General features: G+C 58.4%; 20 protein-coding genes. 9 read left to right on the top strand and 11 right to left on the bottom strand.

Going from position 1 to position 19,221, the window contains the following annotated elements; all coding sequences use genetic code 11:
• Positions 1–44: 44 nt before the first annotated feature.
• The 8 genes from NE637_RS14820 to alr form a co-directional block, all read right to left on the bottom strand.
• Positions 45–677 (bottom strand): 3'-5' exonuclease, encoded by a 633-nt coding sequence (locus tag NE637_RS14820; RefSeq protein WP_215648432.1) that lies wholly within the window; start codon positions 675–677, stop codon positions 45–47.
• A 1-nt stretch (position 678) separates the two neighbouring features.
• Complete coding sequence (locus NE637_RS14815; protein ID WP_227119453.1) at positions 679–2,493, bottom strand: putative nucleotidyltransferase substrate binding domain-containing protein; 1,815 nt, start codon at positions 2,491–2,493, stop codon at positions 679–681.
• Positions 2,494–3,519: 1,026 nt separating this feature from the next.
• Positions 3,520–3,786 (bottom strand): RNA-binding regulator, encoded by a 267-nt coding sequence (rbp, locus tag NE637_RS14810; protein WP_022659825.1) that lies wholly within the window; start codon positions 3,784–3,786, stop codon positions 3,520–3,522.
• A gap of 467 nt (positions 3,787–4,253) precedes the next feature.
• Positions 4,254–5,747 (bottom strand): replicative DNA helicase, encoded by a 1,494-nt coding sequence (dnaB, locus tag NE637_RS14805; RefSeq protein WP_022659826.1) that lies wholly within the window; start codon positions 5,745–5,747, stop codon positions 4,254–4,256.
• 8 nt (positions 5,748–5,755) lie between these two features.
• Positions 5,756–6,262 carry a 50S ribosomal protein L9 gene (gene rplI, locus NE637_RS14800; RefSeq protein ID WP_192112797.1) on the bottom strand — a complete coding sequence of 169 codons (507 nt, stop codon included), beginning with the start codon at positions 6,260–6,262 and terminating at the stop codon, positions 5,756–5,758.
• Between the two features lie 10 nt (positions 6,263–6,272).
• Positions 6,273–6,536, bottom strand: coding sequence for a 30S ribosomal protein S18 (gene rpsR, locus NE637_RS14795; protein ID WP_022659828.1), 264 nt, complete (start codon positions 6,534–6,536; stop codon positions 6,273–6,275).
• 1 nt (position 6,537) lies between these two features.
• Positions 6,538–6,846 carry a 30S ribosomal protein S6 gene (gene rpsF, locus NE637_RS14790; protein WP_192112798.1) on the bottom strand — a complete coding sequence of 103 codons (309 nt, stop codon included), beginning with the start codon at positions 6,844–6,846 and terminating at the stop codon, positions 6,538–6,540.
• Between the two features lie 140 nt (positions 6,847–6,986).
• A complete protein-coding gene (gene alr / locus NE637_RS14785) occupies positions 6,987–8,123 on the bottom strand; it encodes an alanine racemase (RefSeq protein ID WP_227119454.1) in 1,137 nt (378 codons plus the stop codon).
• A 316-nt stretch (positions 8,124–8,439) separates the two neighbouring features.
• Here alr and tgt point away from each other — a divergent pair, with 316 nt between their 5' ends.
• Positions 8,440–9,579, top strand: coding sequence for a tRNA guanosine(34) transglycosylase Tgt (gene tgt, locus NE637_RS14780; RefSeq protein ID WP_027181006.1), 1,140 nt, complete (start codon positions 8,440–8,442; stop codon positions 9,577–9,579).
• 82 nt (positions 9,580–9,661) lie between these two features.
• Here the strand turns inward: tgt and NE637_RS14775 are convergent, their stop codons facing one another.
• Together NE637_RS14775 and NE637_RS14770 are read right to left on the bottom strand one after the other, a co-directional pair.
• Positions 9,662–9,940 carry a DUF5665 domain-containing protein gene (locus NE637_RS14775; protein ID WP_192112800.1) on the bottom strand — a complete coding sequence of 93 codons (279 nt, stop codon included), beginning with the start codon at positions 9,938–9,940 and terminating at the stop codon, positions 9,662–9,664.
• A gap of 143 nt (positions 9,941–10,083) precedes the next feature.
• Positions 10,084–10,602 (bottom strand): VUT family protein, encoded by a 519-nt coding sequence (locus NE637_RS14770; RefSeq protein ID WP_192112801.1) that lies wholly within the window; start codon positions 10,600–10,602, stop codon positions 10,084–10,086.
• A gap of 461 nt (positions 10,603–11,063) precedes the next feature.
• Here NE637_RS14770 and era point away from each other — a divergent pair, with 461 nt between their 5' ends.
• The 7 genes from era (at position 11,064) to fliQ (ending at position 15,875) form a co-directional block, all read left to right on the top strand.
• On the top strand, positions 11,064–11,987 hold the full coding sequence (gene era / locus NE637_RS14765; protein ID WP_192112802.1) for a GTPase Era: 924 nt from the start codon (positions 11,064–11,066) through the stop codon (positions 11,985–11,987).
• A 2-nt stretch (positions 11,988–11,989) separates the two neighbouring features.
• Complete coding sequence (locus tag NE637_RS14760; protein WP_227119455.1) at positions 11,990–12,718, top strand: YggS family pyridoxal phosphate-dependent enzyme; 729 nt, start codon at positions 11,990–11,992, stop codon at positions 12,716–12,718.
• A 92-nt stretch (positions 12,719–12,810) separates the two neighbouring features.
• The gene (locus tag NE637_RS14755) at positions 12,811–13,470 is read left to right on the top strand and encodes a flagellar basal body-associated FliL family protein (protein ID WP_215647990.1); all 660 of its coding nucleotides are present in this window, start codon (positions 12,811–12,813) and stop codon (positions 13,468–13,470) included.
• Between the two features lie 160 nt (positions 13,471–13,630).
• Positions 13,631–14,206: a flagellar motor switch protein FliN gene (fliN, locus tag NE637_RS14750; RefSeq protein ID WP_192112805.1), complete on the top strand. Its 576-nt coding sequence runs from the start codon at positions 13,631–13,633 to the stop codon at positions 14,204–14,206.
• The gene (gene fliO / locus NE637_RS14745; protein WP_225529950.1) at positions 14,199–14,792 is read left to right on the top strand and encodes a flagellar biosynthetic protein FliO; all 594 of its coding nucleotides are present in this window, start codon (positions 14,199–14,201) and stop codon (positions 14,790–14,792) included. Before fliN ends, fliO begins: the two co-directional genes overlap by 8 nt.
• A 16-nt stretch (positions 14,793–14,808) precedes the next feature.
• Entirely contained in the window at positions 14,809–15,522 is a 714-nt protein-coding gene (gene fliP, locus NE637_RS14740; protein ID WP_022659839.1) for a flagellar type III secretion system pore protein FliP, read from the top strand.
• An 83-nt stretch (positions 15,523–15,605) separates the two neighbouring features.
• Positions 15,606–15,875, top strand: a complete 270-nt coding sequence (gene fliQ / locus NE637_RS14735; RefSeq protein ID WP_022659840.1) for a flagellar biosynthesis protein FliQ — start codon at positions 15,606–15,608, stop codon at positions 15,873–15,875.
• A gap of 409 nt (positions 15,876–16,284) precedes the next feature.
• On the opposite strand, the gene NE637_RS14730 is transcribed toward fliQ, so the two are convergent.
• Positions 16,285–17,097, bottom strand: a complete 813-nt coding sequence (locus NE637_RS14730; protein WP_192112806.1) for a TrmH family RNA methyltransferase — start codon at positions 17,095–17,097, stop codon at positions 16,285–16,287.
• A gap of 272 nt (positions 17,098–17,369) precedes the next feature.
• Between NE637_RS14730 and NE637_RS14725 the strand changes: the two genes are divergently transcribed.
• Positions 17,370–19,061 (top strand): lytic transglycosylase domain-containing protein, encoded by a 1,692-nt coding sequence (locus NE637_RS14725; RefSeq protein WP_227119456.1) that lies wholly within the window; start codon positions 17,370–17,372, stop codon positions 19,059–19,061.
• Positions 19,062–19,221 lie beyond the last annotated feature (160 nt).

The following is a 19,221-nucleotide window of genomic DNA, read 5'->3' as shown; positions in this document are numbered from 1 at the left end:
TCGCATACTTTTGTCCGCAATGTCTTTTGCGCAGACATTGGACGTTATGGGAGCCTGTGTGCGCCGTATCCGCGCGATTGCAGCGCCAGATACATCATGGCGGCTGTTATGGCGTCGTTCATGGCATCGTGCCTTGGCAGCGTGGGAAGGCGAAGATTTCTGATCATCGTTTCCCATCGCAGATCAATGTAGGCGCCAGGATATTGCGCAAATCGCCAGTCGTAATAGCGGCCCGAAACCTCTATGCGACTGTTTGGCAATGCTGCCCCCATCAGTGGCCTCAAGTTTTTGTTCAACACTGCAAGGTCGTATTGCAGATAATAGCCCACCAGTGTTCTGCCTCTGACAAACTGAAGAAAAGCCGACAACACATCCTGAAGCGGCAGACCCGTGCTGAAATCACACGGGCGCAACCCGTGCACGCGCACATTCTGCCCGTCAGGGGCATGTTGCGGCGTTATCAGCGCGTAAAAGGCGTCTCTGGTGCAAAGACGCCTGCCGTCTATGCAGACGGCGGCGATGGATAAAAGCTCAGCTTCCTTCACATTGAGCGAGGTTGTTTCGCAATCAATGCTCACAAGCAGGCCGTCATCCTGATCCAGCAGGGAACGGTAGGGTTCCCGCAGGCCGCGCATGCGCCAGCGGCGCGCCACGGCCTGTATCCATGAGTTTTGCATTTCAGAACCTGTCCAGCCCGTACCGCTGGCCGATCATGCGCTTGAAGCGCTTGACCACCTGGAGGGCGTCCTGCAACAGGTCCTTGTCCAGAGTGGATAGGGTGGCCGTATCAATCTCGTTGCTCAGGGGGTTCCCCTTGCGCAGCATTTCAAGGCCTGCGTCCAGCCGCAGGCGCATCAGAAAGGCCAGAGATTCGGCCAGATCATCTGCCTGTGATTTCTCAATAATACTGCGTGATGTGAGGGCCTCCAGTCGGTCAAAGGTGTTGGTGGCATCAATGCCCGCCTCCAGAGCCAGAACGCGGGCGCCGTGGACAATGGGGAATATGCCCGCTTTCTTGATGTCGAGCAGGGCGTTTTTCTCGCGGTTCAGCAGTTGCCGCCAAAAGCCGCTTTCGCCTGTTCGGGTGGGGAACTGTTCAATGGGCAGGGCCATGCGCGCAAACCATGCCGCATCATCGTGCAGGGCCGAGCGCAAGGCCTTGCGGCAGGCCTCAAGCCAGGAGGCCGGGCCGGAGACTGTTTCCGCATCCAGAAAAATTGCCAGATGCATAAGCCCCTCGCCCTGCGTGGAATCCGCCCACTGGCGCAAGGTCTGTCCCCATTCGCGCACCGTGTGCCGCCAGAGCGGCTGGTTCACCATCATGTCGCCGGGGCAGGGCGGATAGCCAAGGTTGAGCATGCGCTCCGTAAAGCTGTTTGCAGAGTGTACCACCTCCTTTTCGTCCAGGCCTTCCGCAAGGATCAGCGCGTTGTCTTGGTCGGTTTTCAGTATCTGCTCTCCCCGGCCTTCGGAGCCAAGGGCAAGCAGGGCGCTTCCGGCAAATACGGCGGGCGTAGCCGTCAACTGCCAGAGGCGGGCCATGAGCTGCGCGTTGAGCACCTGCACAAGGCGCGCGAGCTGGGGCGTTTTTATGCCCTGGGTAACGAGGGTTGTTACCAGGGCTTCCATGTCCCGCATGGCGCTGTGCAGGTCGGCCAAGGTGGTGGCCGCCTCGAGCTGCCGCGCGATCGACAGGGAATGGTTGGAAAAATAGGAAAGCAGGTCGATCATGGCCAGAACGCCCACAGGCTGCCCCTTGTCCGTCACCACAATGCGGTGGATGTTGTGGCGGGTCATGAGAAGCAGTGCATTGAAAAGGTAGTCGTCCTTTTCGCAGCTCAGCAGGGAAAACTGGGCGCAGGCCCGGAGTGGGGTCTGGTTGGAAACCGCGTTGGCCACGATGTCGCAAAAATCGCCCGTGGTGAAAATCCCGGTACTGGAACCATCGCGCACAAAGATGGATCGTCTCCGGCTTTTCTTCATGCGCTGCGCGGCGTGGGCAATGGTATCCGTTGCTTCGGCAAATATGGGCGGCCTAAAACCAGCATCGCTGATCTTGACCGCAAAAAGGCTCTGCCATTCGCGGCGGTCGCGGCTTTGGGCAAGCTGGCCCAGCTTGTCGGACACGGTTGCAAAAAAGTACGCGCCGAAAAGCGAGTTCTTTTCCGTCAGGACCAGCACCTCCCGCCCAGGGAACACGCAAAGCAGCACTTCTTCATGCGCCACAAACCTGTGCCGCGTTCTGCCTGTGGCCAGAGCGCGACAATCAAAGGCCTCGTGCTCGCGGTATGCCCCCACAATTTCCTCGCCCGACATTTCACGAACAAGCCCCTTCATGACCAGATAGAGCACATCAACATCACTTCCCGAGGCAAGAATTTCCTGATCATTGTTGAAAAACAGAATATCGGCAGTGGCCGACAAGGCAGATGCCTCTGCCAGGGTAAGCAGATCAAAAGGGGGATGCGTGAGGTCAAAGCGGGTGTTTGGCATAATCCGTCCCGGATGCGTCCCTGCGGTATGATTGTATTTTTACCGACAGTGCCGTGCCTGCGTTGTTTCCCTGTTGTGCGAATTATGTTTGCAATCAATAGAAACTGTTCAATCAATGAGCGTATTGTACTTTGTGAATAAATCAGAATTAGTATGTGTAAATGATGTATGTGAAATATTTCATTGATTGTTTATACAATTTAAATAAGCTAAATTTAACATAAAACTGGCTATTGAAATTATCAATACACTACAATTAATAGCCTTACTCATGCAATAATTATTTTTTATAGTCATTAATATTCATAAAAATAAATTATGAATAAATTTTTTTGTTGAAACAAACATTTCTGTACATATAAACAATTCAGGGATCAGGATTGTGTGCAATATATGTAGCTGGAGTGTGCAGGTTCAGTAGAAAAAAAGAGACATGCAATAGTAGCGGATTTTGAGGCCTGTGGGCTTTCTTCCGTCACAGCTAGCAATTGGAGGGCGTGTCGAGCTTCAGTTTTGCAGGCAAGGGGCTCAGGAGGGCTGCAATGCCCTTGCCTTATTGCATAGCAATGCAGTCTGGTTTTTACGAGGAGGCAAGCAAAGGCTGATGCGGGAGTGCCCAGCTGTTTCTCAGAGTTGAGTAGAGCGAAGTCTTGGCAGCATGAGGAAGCAGGGCGCAGGAGTTATGTGCAGGAGTGGGGAAGGGCACATACGTGGAAAGAGCACAGCAGGCAGTGTCGAAGCGAGTTGCTCCAACCAATGAGATTTGCGGCATCAGGAGAGAGTAATGGAGAGAGCGCTTGGGATGTGGAGCGTGAAGGAGGGCCAGCGGCCACCTTGCGGCATGGAACAATGAACATCTGGCGGACGGCAGAAGACAAAAATGCTGTGACGGGGCTTTCGGCAGACAATATCTGTCGAACCGCCCCGCCACGCTAGAATGTGCAGGAGCGCCCTTGGGCGACCCTTAAGAGGTGCGCGCAACAAAAAACGCCCCAATTGGGGCGTGTCTTTGTCCGTTACAGCGCCCTAGTAGCGGGGCTGGCGCGGGGCTCTGGGTTTGGCTTCGTTCACGCGCAGCGTGCGACCGCCAAAGCTGAAGTTGTCCAAAGCTTCAATGGCGGAGTCGGCTTCGCCGTCTTCCATTTCCACAAAGCCAAAGCCGCGGGCACGGCCGGTATCCCTGTCGCTAACAAGTTTCACAGACAGAACGCTGCCGTATTCGGCAAAAAGATCCTGTACCTGTTCTTCAGTGGCAGACCAAGGAAGGTTCCCGACATAGATGGACTTAGACATGAAACACCCTCTCAAAAAAAACAATCTTCCCGCGCTTACGCCCAGTAAAACGTATTACCGGTACGCGGCCCATGAAAAACATGGAAACACGCTTTGTCGGCCTTGTCAACGAATCGCCAAAAAAAAGTTGGTATTGCGTATCGCCGCGAGTAAAAAAGGCGCAAACCCGCAGTGAGAAAGGAGGAAATGGAAATAAACGAATGAGTTTCGGGAGATTGTGCAAAGAATCTCAAAACACGGTGGACATCTGATGTTCAATACATGGCAGGAGCACAACGGGCGTTGAAAAGATAAAGAGTGGCAAGATGCATTGCTAACAATCGGATTGGTTGTTCAACCAACATTGAATTAGAAAGCTATTACGTGCAAAATACGTTCAGGCTGTAATTATTAGTGTCGCACCAATTAGCATGCTAAAAAGCCGCACAACGACAGCTCTTGCGTCAGTTGTACGGCTCTGAAATTGGCTAGGATCCGCCCTCTGATGGCGGGGGCATCCAGTCTGGCGCAATATCTTCAAACGAAGTGTAGGGCGACATATACATAAGCTCGGCTACACCCACCGGGCCGTTGCGCTGCTTGCCGATGATAATTTCGGCAATGCCCTGAGGCGGCCGGTCGGCAGGTTTCTGGAATTTGTACACGTCATCGCGGTAGACAAACATGATAACGTCCGCGTCCTGCTCGATAGCGCCAGATTCGCGAAGGTCAGAAAGCATGGGGCGCTTGTCGCTGCGTTCTTCCACCTTGCGGTTAAGCTGCGAGAGCGCAACCACGGGCACGTTCATTTCCTTGGCAAGGCCCTTGAGCGACCGCGAAATATCCGAAATTTCCAGTTCGCGCGAATCTGTGCGGCGGCTGGTGCGCATGAGCTGCAGGTAGTCCACCACCACCATGCCAAGGCCTTTGTCCGCTTTGAGGCGGCGGGCGCGGGCGCGCAGCTCAAGCGTTGTGAGGGCCGGGGTGTCGTCAATAAATATGGGCGCACGGGCCACAACGTCCGCCGCGTCATAGAGGCGCTGCCAGTCTTCGTCTGTCAGCAGCGAGGGACGGCGCAGCTTGGAAAGATCCACCTTGCCCCACACGGCAAGCATGCGCTGCATGAGCTGCTCCTTGCTCATTTCGAGCGAAAAAACAGCCACGGGCACGTTCTGGCGCACGGCAGCGTTGATGGCCATGCACATGGAAAAAGCCGTCTTGCCCATACTGGGGCGGGCCGCCACAATAATGAGGTCAGAGGGCTGCAGACCGGCGGTCAGTTTGTCCAGGCGGGTATAGCCGGTGGTGACGCCTGTAATGACGTCCTTGGCATCGGCCAGCTTGGAAAGCTTGTCGAACACCCGCTCCAGCAGTTCGCGCGTGGGGGTAAAATCCTTACCCGAGGTGCGCTGCGAAATGGAAAAAACCGCCTGTTCGGATTCATCCAGCAGTTCGCCGACTTCGCGCGTGGCATCGTAGCAGTTGACTATGATGCCAGAGCAGGCGTTGATCAGGCTGCGCTGCAAGGATTTGTCGCGAACTATGGTGGCGTAGTATTCCGCATTGGCGCCAGAAACAACGGCCTGCGCCAGCTCGCCCAGATAGACCGCGCCGCCGGCTTCTTCAAGGGCGTTCATGCTCTTGAGCTGCTCGGCAGTGGCAATAAGGTCGAGGGGGGCCGATTTGCGGTAAAGTTCTAGAAACGCCTTGTAAATGGTGGCGTGCGCGGGCAGGTAAAAATCTTCGTCAGTGAGCTGGTCTGCGATGGAGTGCATGAGCTGGGGGCGCATGAAAACGCCGCCGAGCACAGCCTGTTCGGCTTCAACACTGTGGGGGGGCACACGCCGCAGAATGTCGGCCTCGGCCTTTTCCGCGCTGTGCGCTGAAGAGCGAGACTGGCCATCCTTGTTGCGGCCCTGCCCAAAAGGCGAGCCCCCGGCCGCGTGGCCGGGGGCGGAATTGCTATCGTTCCGGGAAACCACGCAAACCCCTACTGGGCTGCCTCGGCTTCTTCAGCGGGCGCAGCAGGTGCGGGTTCTTCTTCGATGGGCTGATGGTCGGAAATGACCTTCACCGGCACCATGGCGATCACGCTGGCGTGCAGGCGCACGCGAACGGGATGTTCACCAAGGGTACGGATGGGGGCATCCATAAGGATGCGGCGGCGGTCAACTTCCACACCAAGAGCGGCAAGAGCGTCGCCGATGATGGTGGTGGTGACGGAGCCGTAAAGCTTGTCGTTGTCGCCCACGTGCATGGGGATAACAACTTCCAGGGCTTCCAGACGGGCCTGGAGGGCCTGGGCATCAGCGCGCACGGCATCCATGCGGGCCTGAAGCTTTTTGCGTTCCTGTTCAAAGCTCTTGAGGTTGGAAGGCGAAGCAACCATGGCCAGACCCTGCGGGAGCAGGAAATTGCGGCCATAACCAGCTTTCACTTCAACCACATCGCCAAGGCTGCCGAGATTTTCAACGTCGGCGCGAAGTATCAGTTTCATGTGCGCCTCCTTAAATGGTGCTCTTTTTCTTGACGCCGGAATCGTGCGTCGCGGTGTAGATGAGCAGGGCCATCTGGCGGGCGCGCTTGATTTCGCGGGTCAGCAGGCGCTGGTGATGTGCGCAGGTGCCAGTGATGCGGCGGGCAATGATCTTGCCGCGCTCTGTGATAAAGTCGCGCAGGATGTCGGCGCGCTTGTAATCCAGGGGCAGATCTTTATCTGCGCAGAAGCGGCAGAACTTGCGGCGCGGGGCAAATTTCTTCTTGAAAGCCATGTTAGGCAACCTCCCCGGCCACTTCGTCGGCCAACTTGACGGTCACAAACTTGAAGATGCCGTCGGTGATGCGAATGTTGCGTTCCAGCTCAGCGATAAGCTCAGCAGGAGCCTGGTACACCAGACGCACATAAAAGCCGCGCATCAGTTTGCGAACCGGGTAGGCGAGGTCGCGCATGCCCCAATTGTCCACTTCCACCATGACGCCCTTCTCACGCTCGATGATCGCGGTAAGGGCGGTGATGATGCCCTCGCGATTGTCGGCGGAAAGCTCCGGGGAAAGGAGCAGCAGGGTTTCAAATTTCCGCATTGGTATTCTCCTTTTGGATTGGCAGCCCACGCCACACGGGGTGCGAGCAAGGAACGAGTCTTATACTTCCGGCAAATGGGCCTGTCAAGCCGAAATTTTCAGAAGGCTGAAAGCCTGCGCTGCCAGGGGGATGCAACGGGTTATGCGTAGACGCGCGGGTTCATGCCGCCAAAGAGGCACAGCACTTCGTACGAAATGGTGCCCAGCGCATCCGCTATGTCCTGCGGCGTCACCGCTTTTTGTCCCGCCTCGGCGGGGCCGCCCACAAGCCAAGCGGTGTCGCCCACGCGCACGGGCGGCAGATCGCTGACATCGGCCATGATCATGCCCATGCACACCCGGCCCACCTGGGGGGCGCGCCGTCCGTTGATGAGCATGGCGGCACGTGTTGAGAGCGAGCGGTTGAAAGCAGTGGCGTAGCCAATGGCAACAACCGCCACGGTAGCAGGCTTCTGCGCCGTAAACAGCCGACCATACGACACGCTGCGGCCCTCGGCCACCTGCCGTACCTCGATAACGGGCGCGCTGACGCTCATGGCCCATTCCAGACCGAGCGCGGCACCCTTGCCTTCCCATGAGGTTCCCGTAAAGGGATTGCCGCCGTAGAGCGAAATGCCGGGGCGGCACACCTCGAAATGCCCTTCGGGGCGGCCTATGGTGCCGGCCGTATTGCAGAGCGAGCGCTCAATGTCGGGGAATGCCGTACGCAGCGCGTCAGACATGGCGGTGAAGCGCTTGATCTGGTCCTGTGAATAGGCTTCCTGCTCCGGCACATCGGCGCATGAAAAGTGCGATATGACCATAGCCGGAGAGATGCCCGGGATGTTGCGCAGCCGGTCGATAGCCTGGGGCAGTTCTTCCTGCGAAAAGCCAAGGCGGCCCATGCCGGTTTCGCACTTTATGGCAACGCGCAGGATGCGCCCGGCGTGGCAATGGGCGGCGGCGCGTTCAAGCTGGTCAAAGTTGCCCACCACCGGGGTCAGCCCCTGCATGGCCGCTCCCTGCCATTCCACATCGGTGAGCGCGCCCAGAAGCGGCACAATGGTTTGCCGCAGGCCAGCCTCGCGCAGGGCCATGCCTTCTGATACGGTTCCCACGGCAAAGCGCCGCGCGCCAGCATCAGACAAAACCCGCGCCACAGGCAAGAGGCCGTGGCCGTACGCGTCTGACTTGATGACCGGCATAAGCTTTTCAGCCTTGCCCATGCGGCCAAAATTACGGCGGATGGCGGCCAGATCGATGTGGCACAGCGATGGTGAAAACGTGCAATCGCTCACAGGGAATTCCCTCATTTGAACTTTGCTGAAGGACATTTTGCGCGGTTTGTCCGCGCACCGCGCATGGCGGCAGCGAAGGGTCGCCGTCCTTTGCGGCCCCCCGGCGCAACGGCCCCGGCCCTTGCGCGCAACACCCTTTAATGAAAGGGGGTAACCTTAACAATATTGCCCCCAAGGCACAACAATTAGCCGTGCTGCATCGCTCGGCTTTTGCCGCAAACCATAATTTTTTGAGCCGGAATCGGCGGATATCTGCTCAAGATGCGGCGTGCTCCCCCTCTTGCGCAGGGCGGCGCTTGCGGCTACTCTGCGCGGCATGTCCCAATCCGTATTTACCATTGAACACACCGACGGCGCGGCCCGCGCCGGGGTGCTGCGCACGGCTCACGGCACTATCCCCACGCCTATCTTCATGCCCGTGGGAACCGTGGGATCCGTCAAGGCTCTTGCCCCGGATGATCTGGCCGCCATTGGCGCGCCCATCATTCTGGGCAATACCTATCACCTTTATCTGCGCCCCGGCGATGAGCTTGTGCACCGGCGCGGGGGGCTGCACAAGTTCGCCTCCTGGCCCGGCTCCATCCTGACGGACAGCGGCGGTTTTCAGGTATTCAGCCTGAGTTCGCTGCGCAAGATCCGCGAGGAAGGCGTGGAGTTCCGCTCGCACCTCGATGGCTCAAAGCATCTGTTTACGCCTGAAAAGGTGCTGGAAATCCAGCGCAACCTGAATTCAGACATCATGATGGTGCTTGACGAATGCGTGCCCTTTGGCGCGGATTACGCCTATACGGAAAAATCTCTGGCCCTGACCACGCGCTGGGCCAAGCGCGCCATGGATGCCTATCCGCCCGGTTCGGCGCACAATCTGATGTTTGGCATCACGCAGGGCGGTTTTTACAAAGACCTGCGCGAGCGCTCGGTAAATGAACTGTGCGCCATGGATTTTGACGGCTTTGCCATTGGCGGGCTTTCGGTGGGCGAGCCGAAAGACAAGATGTATGATCTGCTCTACCACACAGCGCCCCTGCTGCCCGGCGAAAAGCCCCGCTACCTCATGGGAGTGGGGACGCCGCTGGACATTGCCACGGGCATCCATGCCGGGGTGGACATGTTCGACTGCGTGTTGCCCACCCGCAATGCGCGTAACGGCACGCTCTACACGTCGCTTGGCAAGATCAACATCAAACGGCGCGAATTTGCCGAGGATGACGGCCCCCTTGATCCCAACTGCCGTTGCTACGCCTGCCGCAATTTTTCGCGCGCCTATCTGCGGCATCTGTACGCCAGCCAGGAATTGCTGTCATTCCGGCTCAATTCCCTGCACAACCTCACCTATTTTCTCGATCTGGCGCGCAACGCGCGTCAGGCCATCGTGGAAGGGCGCTATATGGATTTTCTGGCGAAAATTACGGCCCTGTATCCCGACGAAGCCGCCCGCGCCGCCGCTGGTTCGTAGGTCGGGCGATTGCCAGTCATACAAAGGGGAGGAGCGTTACGGTTCCTTCCTTTTTTTTGTGGTGGGGAGGCGTGAGAGCCAGTCAGCCCCCCTTGGCCATGTTCATGATCTGTTGCAGCAGTTCTGTAAGGTAAGGGATGTTCATGCTGATGATGCGGGCCAGTATCTTGTAGAGAACGGCCAGCACCAACGATGCGCCAATGCTGAAACCCAGCCCTCTGGCAATACCTGACAGAAAGTTGAGCCAGAGTATTTTGCCGGTTTTTTGCGACAGCCGGACGTATTCCATGAGGCCCGCGTTGTCGAGGCGTTGCAGCAGGAGTTCGGCATCGGTCTGTCTGGCTTCAGGTCTGTTGTCCATTGATCCCCCTCGTGCGGAATGCCGCTTGAGGCAGAGTCTATACGGTAAGCCCCCAAATAACAAAAAACCCGTGATCCAGCGATCACGGGTTCAAACTATGTGTTGTGCGGTGCCCGCCCGGGCATGCCCTGCGGTGTCAATCGCTATGCCTGGATGTGCTCCAGCCCGCATTCGCGCTGCTCGCGGCGGCGTACCAGCCAGAAAACAAGCAGTGATCCTGCCAGCTTGCTCAGGCTCATGGTAATGACAGACCAGGGCGTGGCAATGCCGATCATGCCCAGAAATACGATGCTGTCCAGCGGCGCGCCCACAAGGCTTGAAATGAGAATGCGCTGCGAAAACGGGCGGCGGGTAAAGGTGTATACCGCCCAGTCGCCCAGTTCGCCCACGGCAAAGGCCGCGGCGCTGGCCAGCGCAAGCTGCGGGCTGGCCATGAACCAGCTGACCACGCAACCCACCAGCATGCCCCAAAGCACATGATGCCCCACGCGGCGCTGCGCGTAATCGCGCACCACAAAAATAAAGCCGACGATGAGCGAAAGGGGAGCCCACATATCGCCATTGGGCAACTGGATGAGCGGAGTGACTGAAAAGGCGAAGTTAACGCCCACAATAAGTGCAATATAGGTAAATAGGCTGAACATGGGCGGGAGAGTAGGCATTGGCGCGCCTGTAGTCAAGCGGCGGGCTGTGAAATGCCCCATTGTTTGGGGCGTGGCAGAAGCATAATAATGATGAGGTGTTCGGCGGCAAGGGCAATGTAGGTGCTGTCCCCTCGTTCGATTTTTTCGTCCGTTTTTTGCACCAACTCCTGTGCCCGTCTATGTCCGTTTTGGGGCCTGTACCGGGGTTGGGGCAATGCCCTGCGTCTTGACCCCGAAGCGCGGATGTGGGACAGAAAGCCAGTTATAGTATGTTTCTAGAGTAAAGTTTACTCTGAGTGTGCCGGGCAGGTGCGCAAATCCATGCCCGCCCGAACGCGGAAGCGCAATTTCTTTGAGATGTTAGCCCGCATAGGGCGGCCTTTGTCGTGCCAGTGCGCCCGCGCCCTGCAAAATTGCCAGAAAATTTCCCGTCGAAGTTTACGGCGGTAGAGGCTGGATGTTTCCAGCCGGGAGAAAGAATGTCGGATCAGAACTATCGTTGCGGCTGGGTCGCGCTTATGGGGCCGCCCAACGCGGGCAAATCCACCCTGCTGAACGCCTTGCTCGGCCAGAAGGTGACCATCGTCACCCCCAAGCCGCAGACCACGCGCAATCAGATTGTGGGCATCCTTACGGACGAGAACGCCCAGGTTATTTTTATGGATACGCCGGGCCTTGCCCAGGTGCGCGGTCGACTGAGCAAAACCATGCTCCAGGCCGTGTGGCAGAGCCTTGCCCAGGCCGAAGTCATCATGCCCGTGCTTGACGCCCACCTGTACATCCGTCATCCGGAATTTCTGGAACGCGACCTTGAGCCGCTGTCCAGGGCGCTTTCCAACGATGACCGGCCCATGGTTGTGGTGGTCAACAAGGTGGATCTGTTCTCGGACAAAAGCCGCATGCTGCCGCTGTTGACCCGTCTGAGCGAAATGTGGCCCAAGGCGGAAATTTTCCCCACCTCGGCCCTGAACCGGGACGGCCTGCCGGATCTGGCAAAACTTATCCGTTCCAAGCTGCCCGTTGCTCAGGCCCAGTTCCCCGAAGACCAGATTTCCACGGCCCCCATGCGTTTTATGACTGCGGAAATCGTGCGCGAAAAGCTGTTCCTGCATCTGCGTCAGGAAGTGCCCTATTCCGTGGCTGTGGACGTGGAAAGCTGGCAGGAAGACGAAGAACGCGGCCAGACTGTGATCCACGCGGTCATCTACGTGGGGCGGCCCATGCACAAGGCCATGGTTATTGGCCGTGCGGGCGCTTCCATCAAGCAGATAGGCATTGAGGCCCGCAAGGAAATTCAGGATCTGGTGGGCGGCAAGGTGCATCTGGAGCTTTGGGTCAAGGTGCGCGAGCACTGGACTGAAGACGCCGCCTTCCTGCGCGAGATGGGCCTGATGGCGGAGTAGTCATGGGCGATACCTTGTTGCTCGAACGCTATGCGCGGGTGCTCGACCGCATTGACACGGCCTGTGCATCGGCTGGCCGCCCCCGCGAAAGCGTGAGGCTTATTGCCGTTTCAAAACTGCATCCGGCGGAATCCCTGGCCCAGGTGGCCGCCGCCGGGCAGATTGATTTTGGCGAAAACTACGTTCAGGAGGCCCTGCAAAAAAGGCAGGACCTGAACGCAGACCCGGCCACAGCAGCGCAGTGCGCCGGGATACGCTGGCACATGATCGGTCATGTGCAAAGCCGCAAGGCTCCGCTGGTGGCGGGGGCTTTCAGTCTTGTGCATACCCTTGATTCCCGCAAGCTTGCGGACGCCTTTGAGCGGCGTCTGGCGGAGGGCGGAGCGCGTCAGCCAGTGCTGTTTGAGGTGAATGTTGGGGGCGAATCGCAAAAATCCGGTGTGATGTCTGCAGATTTGCCGGAATTGGCCGATTATGTTCTTGAGCATTGCCCGCACCTTGAGGTGCAGGGCCTCATGTGTCTGCCCCCGGTTTTTGATGCGGGCGATGCAGCGCGGCCCCATTTTGCAAGGCTGCGTGAATTGCGCGACACCTTGAGCACCCGCCTTGGCCTGCCCCTGTCCGAGCTTTCCATGGGCATGAGCGGCGATTTTGAAGGTGCGGTGGCCGAAGGGGCCACCATGGTGCGCATAGGTACGGATATTTTCGGGCCGCGTCCTGCCAAGGTGTGAACAGCTTTGGCACAAAGTCTGCTACATGACGTGCAGACCGGAATGACTTGAGCGGTTCGCATTCATGACCCCACAATAGCGGTGGAGTAGGTATGGCGGCCAAAGAAAAAGAATCAAAGGCCCTGCCGGAAGGGCAGGCAGAAAACCCCAAGAAGGGCTCCAAGGCCAAGCGCATCGTCATTATTTTGGCGATCTTGCTTATCACTCTGAGTGGCGCGGGCATTGGCGGCTATTGGTGGTTTTTCATCCGCACGCCGTCTTCGGCAAGTTCTGCGCCTGCTGAATCTGCATCTGCGGATACCGCAGGCAAGGGCGCGGCGGGCCAGACAGGCGCAGGCGGTTCTGGCGGCGCCAGCGGCGGCGCATCCGGTCAGGCCGGGGCAGGCGGTTCTGGCGCCGCAGGCAGCGCGGGCGATGGACGTATTGAACGGCAGGGCGATCTGCCGCGCAGCAGTGGCCAGGTTTTGCCATTGCCGCCCATAACCGTGAACATTTCCGACCCTTCGGGGCGGCGGTATCTCAAGCTGGGGATGGAGGTCGAGGTCAATGCGGACGTTGCCGCTGCATTGCAGGCCAACAATCCGCGTATCCGAGATGCCATCATCATGCTGCTGGCGGGCAAGACGTTTAACGATATCTCCACGCCTGACGGCAAGGTGCTGTTGAAGGCGGAGGTGGCCGCGCGGCTGAACCAGATTCTGGGCGCGCAAAGGGTCATACGCGTATATTTTACCGATTTTGTCGTGGAATAGCGCGGAAACTCAGCCCCTGGCGGCCTCTGGCAGCTGATTTTGTGCGGACGCGGTTTCTGATAGAGGCTTTTGGCAGCCATGCCCGTTGCGGGGCGCGCCGTTGCCGCGATGCCGCCCGAATGTTCGGGTGAGCATGTTGGAATAGAGAATGAGGTGACGTATGTCGCAGGAAGATCAGGAAGCCTTGGCGGCCCAGTGGGCCGCGCAACTGGAAGATGAAGCCAATGCGGCAGAACCTGCTGCACCCGCTGCACCCGCTGCGCCTGCTGCTGATGCTGCGCCTGGTGGTGCGGCTGGCAGCGGTTTGGATGAAGAAGCTCTGGCTGCCCAGTGGGCTGAATCCCTGGCGCAGGATGAAGAAGACAAGGGGCCGACTTCCTTTGGCGGTGCAGGGGCAGGGCTTGGCGGTCACCCGGTAGACGCGCATTTTCAGGACATGACTGAAATGGCCCGTCAGCCCAAGGACAACAAGCTCAAGCGGGAGCTGGATTTTATTCTGGATATTCCGCTGGACGTGTCTGCCGAACTTGGGCGCACCCGTCTGCTTATCAACGAACTGCTGCAGCTTGGTCAGGGTTCTGTGGTGGAGCTGAACAAGCTGGCTGGCGAACCGCTGGAAGTATTTGTGAACGGCAAGCTGGTGGCGCGCGGCGAGGCCGTGGTCATCAACGAGAAGTTCGGCGTGCGCCTCACCGATATCATCAGTCCCATTGAAAGGGTGAAGCAGCTTGGCTAGCCTGCCTGTGCTGCTGGCCGCCGCGGATGGCGGCCTTTCGGGCAGCGCCGTGCGCGGTGTGGTCACTTCTGGCGCGCAAGGGTCTGCGGCAGCGGTGCCGCCGGGGCTGGAGCAGACAGTTGCTGCCGCAGCCCAGCAGATGCTGCACGGGCTGGACATGGCCGCGCAGGCCGCGCAAAGCGTGGGCATTGCTACGGAGCAGGCCGCTGCCTCGCTGGCGGAACCGGCTTCAACGCTTGGGCAGTCGTCCTTTTCGTGGGGCAGCTACATACAGGCCGTGGGCATTCTGTTTTTGCTGGTGGCCGTGCTGTGGCTGGCCGTATGGCTGGCCCGCCGTTTCGGCAAGTTCAATTTTCTGCCGCGTCCGGGGGCGCTTCCGCGCGATGCCCTGGTCATGGAGGCCCAGCTCCCGCTTGGGCCGCGTAAAGGCTTGATGGTGGTACGCTTCTTGAATAGAAGGTTGCTGCTGGGCGTTACCGACCAGCAGATTACCCTTCTGACAGAGGAGCAGGCACAGCATGAGCCAGAAAACGCCGATTTCAAACAGATCATGGAAGAAGCCCGTCGCGGCGCTGGCGGCAGCTAGCCTCTTCATCCTCCTTATGCCGGTTCTGGCCCTTGCGGCTCAGGATCTGGCCATGCCCACAATGCAGCTCACCCTGGCCGGTGGAGCGCAATCGCCGGAAAAAGTTTCGGTGTTGCTGGAAATTCTCTTCCTGCTCACCGTGCTTTCCGTTGCTCCGGCCATCATGCTTACGGTCACCAGTTTTACCCGCATCATCATTGTTTTCAGCTTTCTGCGGCAGGCCATGGGCGTGCAGCAGTTGCCCCCCACCCAGATTCTTGCCAGCCTTGCCATTTTTATGACGGTGGTCATCATGTACCCCGTGGGCAAGCAGATCAATGATAACGCCCTGCAGCCCTATCTGGCCGAGCAGATCGACTACAAGGTGGCGCTCGACAGGGCGCAGGCCCCTTTGCGTACCTTTATGTTCAAACATACGCGCGAAAAGGATCTCTCTGTCTTTTACTCCATCAGCAAGATGGAAGCGCCGCGCAGCAAGGAGGAAGTGCCCACCATGCTGCTGGCCGCCGCCTATGTCATCAGCGAGCTTAAAACCGCTTTTACCATCGGCTTTCTCATCTACATTCCTTTTCTGGTGCTGGATATGGTCATCTCCAGCGTACTGCTGGCCATGGGCATGATGATGCTGCCGCCCATGATGGTGTCCATGCCCTTCAAGCTGCTGCTCTTTGTTATGGTGGACGGCTGGAATCTGCTGGTCGGCTCGCTGGTGAACAGCTTCCTGCTCTGACCGGTGCGTTGCGCACAACGTTGGCCCGGTTTTTGCCTAAGGGTTGGAAAGATTCGTACACCGTCAATTTTCAGGAGTCGCCCATGTCCCCAGATTTCGTCATCGGTTTTGGCCGGCAGGCCATTGAACTTTGCTTGATGATGTCCTTGCCCATGCTTGGGGTGGGTCTTGGGGTGGGTGTGGTTGTTAGCGTTATTCAGGCGGCAACCCAGATTCAGGAAATGACCCTGACTTTCATCCCCAAGATCGTGTGCATGTTTCTGGCCCTGCTGCTGGCCCTGCCCTGGCTCATGGAGCGCATGATTACCTTTACCCGTGACGTGTTCATCAATATCCCTACATATATCCGGTAAAGACTGCCTCACGGGTCGCCCTTATCGGCGCGTACAACCCGCTCCGCCAGCCGCGTAACAGCGCGCTACACTGGCCTGGGGCGGGTTTTTTGCGTTCAGCGGGGTTTTGCTTGCCTGTCTGGCACAGGTGCGCGTGCAACAATGGCTGGTATCATGTTGTTGTAGATGTTCTGAGTCTGATGCCAGTAGCAGTATAACTGTATTTCGCGTCTGTAATGCGATTGCTGTAATGTATAAAATCTATCTAATAAAAATCTAGAGAAAGTTTAGGGTTATTTTGTTTGCAATAAAAAAGGAAGTGCGGCCGCACTTCCTTTTTTATGCTGTCAAGAGCTTGTCTGAACTGCGCAAAAAGGGCCAGTTATGTTGGCGTGCTTTTTGCTTTGGGATTTGCTGAGCAGAAATTGCCCTACGATGCAGAATCTTTTGCCCTGTGTGCTGCGGCAAGGCCCAGCAGTACGGCACCGGCTTGCGCCACATTGAGTGAGTCAAAGGTGCGGGCAAGCGGAATGCGCAGCATGTGGGCGCACCGTTTGGCGACGCCGGGCCGCAGGCCTTTGTCCTCATTGCCCAGAACCAGCACGGCAGGCAACTGCATGGGTTCATCAAAGGCATTGAGGCTTGATGGGCCTTCACCGCCCGCGCCGTAAATGGTCAGGCCAGCTTCTTCGGCGCTGTCGAGGGCGTGCCCCAGGTTGGTTACGCGGGTCACGGGCAGCTTCTCCAGTGCGCCCGCAGCGGCCCTGCGGGCTGCGGGGCCAAGGTAGGCGCTGTTGTGCTGGGGCAAAATGATGCCCGCGCCGCCCAGAGCATACAGGGTGCGGCAGATTGTGCCCACGTTGCCGGGGTCTTGCACCTGGTCAAGGGCAACGATGAGGGGCAGGGGGGCATCGGCAGCAGCAGCCAGCAGATCGGCAAGTTCGGTAAAGCCGGTGGCGGCCAGACGGGCCACAACGCCCTGATGGGAAACACCGTCACGGCCTTGACGCCCCTGGGCAGTTTGACCGCCAGCGCCACGGCACAGACGGTCAAGGGCCACCGGGTCTACCAGGCTGAAGCGCACGTTGTGCTGACGGCAGAGGTTCAGCACCTCCTGCGCATCGGGGCCACGCAGGCCTTTTTTGCAGAAGACGCAGTCGATGCGCTGGGGTTCGCTGGCAAGCAGTTCCAGCACGGGCTTGAGGCCCGGCAGCAGCGGGGCTTGTTCAGTTTCATTATGCATATGCGCCTCCGGGCTGTGTGCATTGGCCGCCGTGCGGCCTGAGTGATTGGAGAGGATTGTGCGGGCAAGAACCCGCTAGAAATATTTATGCGATATGCTGCGCGGTTGCGCACGTGTGTGGGCTTTTGGCAGTCCATGCCGTGGCATCGCGCACGGGGAAGGAACAGACAGCCCTTGGCGGCTGTGTACGCATCTTCCCGGCAGATGGCAAGCCGGGGGCGGCAAAAGGGGAGGGAACAATGGTTGCAGCATCGAACAGGAACGGATCGGCAATGGCAAGACTGTTTTTTCTGGCTGTTGTCTGCTGTCTGCTGCTTGCCGGGGGCTGCGCCTCGCGGCAGGGTGGCGACTCCGGAGGGGGATTGTCGATGTCTGTGCCGGAAGAAGACACTTCTCCGCCGCTGACGGCCAGTGAAACCGCCGCGCTCAACACTACCGGGCAGGTGGACAAAAACATCCCCGAAAGCGCTATGGCGGACGTAACGCGCCAGTACAAATACTTTTTGCGCAAGGGCCGCCCCACCATGAGCGCATCATCAAAAAGGGCAGAGCAGTTCCTTGCCTATGCCAAGCGCGTGTTCCGCTTGCGAGGCATGCCGGAAGACCTGGCCTACCTTGCCATTGTGGAAAGCGGTTATCGAAGCGAAGTGCGCTCGCCAGCCGGGGCCGCCGGAGCCTGGCAATTCATGCCCTATACCGGGCAAAAGTATGGTCTGAATCAGGACTGGTGGACGGACGAGAGGCTTGATCCTTTCAAATCCACCGAGGCTGCGGCAGACTATCTGCAAAAACTCTATGGCGACTTTGGCGACTGGCCCACGGCCATCGCGGCCTACAATGCCGGTGAAGGCAAGATTGGCCGCGCCAAGCAGGGAACGGGCGGGCGTGACTTTTTTGAAATCAAGTCGCGCAACCATATGCTGGACGACAAGGCGCAGCTGCGCGACGAAACCAAGCAGTATGTGCCGCGCTATCTGGCTGTGACCAAGATCATGCGCAATCTTCCCCAGCTTGGCTTTGATCCCATCCATCCCGACAATGCACCGGGCGTGCTGCGCCTGACCGCAAAACCCGGCACGGATCTGGCGGGCGTGGCCCGCGCCTGCCGCATGGATATGGATGAGTTTTCGGCATTCAACAGGCACCACAAGCGCCCCATGACCGACACCAGCCGCACTACATATATATATGTACCGGCAAGCCGGGAACGTGCGGCTCAGGCCTTTCTGTCTTCACCCCAGTGTGCGCCTTACGCGGGCTGGGCTCCAAGTACGGTGGCCTCCAGCGCTGACTCATGGGACAAAATCAGCCGCCGTTGCGGTGTGTCCGTGGCTTCGCTACGGGCGGCCAATCCGGGCAATCCTTATTTAAAGGCTGGCGAAACGGTACTGGTTCCGCGCTCGGTGAACATGTCTGCCCAGGCGGTAGCGGCTCTGGATGCCAAGCCGGCCAAGGGGCAGGCCAAGGCGGGCAAGCCCGGCAACGCGGCAGCCAGCCGGGAACCGCAGGGACCCTCCGCACGGGTGATCGCCGCCAATGACGGGCCAAAGCACACCCTGAGGGCGGACGAAACTCTCAGCTCTGTGGCCCGCAAATATGGTGTGAGCGTGCAGGATATCCAACAGTGCAACGGTATTTCCGATCCGCACAAGGTGCATGCTGGCGCTGTGCTGCGCATCCCCGTGCAGGGCGGAAGTCAAAGTGGCCAGGGTAGTGGTCAGGCAGTGGCCGCGGTTGGGCGGCCTGTGGCTGCCGGGCCTGATGGGCATCTCGGCAAGGATCGAGATAAGGACAAGCCCGCCAAGGCCGCCAAAACAAGCAAAACCACCTATACAGTGCAGGCCAATGATACTTTGTGGAAGATTGCCCGCACCTACAATGTGAGCGTGGATGATCTGAAACGCTGGAACAGCGTGGACGAAAAGAACCTGCGCACGGGCGCTCGTCTGGTTGTGGAACAGTAGGCTGAAAGCCGCGCTGTTGGCCAGTTTGCGCAGATATGAATGGATTGTTTTGTAAAAATTTACATTTGTTGCTTGACTTGCGGGGGGCTTTAAGGCAATTTCCCCCTTCGCGACAAGGGAAAACGGTTCACGGAAACGCAAGCGAAAAGAATTTTCGCGG

It is taken from the genome of Desulfovibrio desulfuricans (assembly GCF_024460775.1).
In the GTDB taxonomy this organism is placed as follows: domain Bacteria; phylum Desulfobacterota; class Desulfovibrionia; order Desulfovibrionales; family Desulfovibrionaceae; genus Desulfovibrio; species Desulfovibrio desulfuricans_E.
Note: the sequence above shows the minus strand (reverse complement) of the source record. Positions and strands in the feature narration are given on the sequence as shown.

Coding starts and splice junctions, on each gene's coding strand:
- NE637_RS14820 (WP_215648432.1), bottom strand. CDS start 677: ATGCAAAACTCATGGATACAGGCCGTGGCGCGCCGCTGGCGCATGCGC.
- NE637_RS14815 (WP_227119453.1), bottom strand. CDS start 2,493: ATGCCAAACACCCGCTTTGACCTCACGCATCCCCCTTTTGATCTGCTT.
- rbp (WP_022659825.1), bottom strand. CDS start 3,786: ATGTCTAAGTCCATCTATGTCGGGAACCTTCCTTGGTCTGCCACTGAA.
- rplI (WP_192112797.1), bottom strand. CDS start 6,262: ATGAAACTGATACTTCGCGCCGACGTTGAAAATCTCGGCAGCCTTGGC.
- rpsR (WP_022659828.1), bottom strand. CDS start 6,536: ATGGCTTTCAAGAAGAAATTTGCCCCGCGCCGCAAGTTCTGCCGCTTC.
- rpsF (WP_192112798.1), bottom strand. CDS start 6,846: ATGCGGAAATTTGAAACCCTGCTGCTCCTTTCCCCGGAGCTTTCCGCC.
- tgt (WP_027181006.1), top strand. CDS start 8,440: ATGTCCCAATCCGTATTTACCATTGAACACACCGACGGCGCGGCCCGC.
- NE637_RS14775 (WP_192112800.1), bottom strand. CDS start 9,940: ATGGACAACAGACCTGAAGCCAGACAGACCGATGCCGAACTCCTGCTG.
- NE637_RS14770 (WP_192112801.1), bottom strand. CDS start 10,602: ATGCCTACTCTCCCGCCCATGTTCAGCCTATTTACCTATATTGCACTT.
- era (WP_192112802.1), top strand. CDS start 11,064: ATGTCGGATCAGAACTATCGTTGCGGCTGGGTCGCGCTTATGGGGCCG.
- NE637_RS14760 (WP_227119455.1), top strand. CDS start 11,990: ATGGGCGATACCTTGTTGCTCGAACGCTATGCGCGGGTGCTCGACCGC.
- NE637_RS14755 (WP_215647990.1), top strand. CDS start 12,811: ATGGCGGCCAAAGAAAAAGAATCAAAGGCCCTGCCGGAAGGGCAGGCA.
- fliN (WP_192112805.1), top strand. CDS start 13,631: ATGTCGCAGGAAGATCAGGAAGCCTTGGCGGCCCAGTGGGCCGCGCAA.
- fliP (WP_022659839.1), top strand. CDS start 14,809: ATGCCGGTTCTGGCCCTTGCGGCTCAGGATCTGGCCATGCCCACAATG.
- fliQ (WP_022659840.1), top strand. CDS start 15,606: ATGTCCCCAGATTTCGTCATCGGTTTTGGCCGGCAGGCCATTGAACTT.
- NE637_RS14730 (WP_192112806.1), bottom strand. CDS start 17,097: ATGCATAATGAAACTGAACAAGCCCCGCTGCTGCCGGGCCTCAAGCCC.
- NE637_RS14725 (WP_227119456.1), top strand. CDS start 17,370: ATGGCAAGACTGTTTTTTCTGGCTGTTGTCTGCTGTCTGCTGCTTGCC.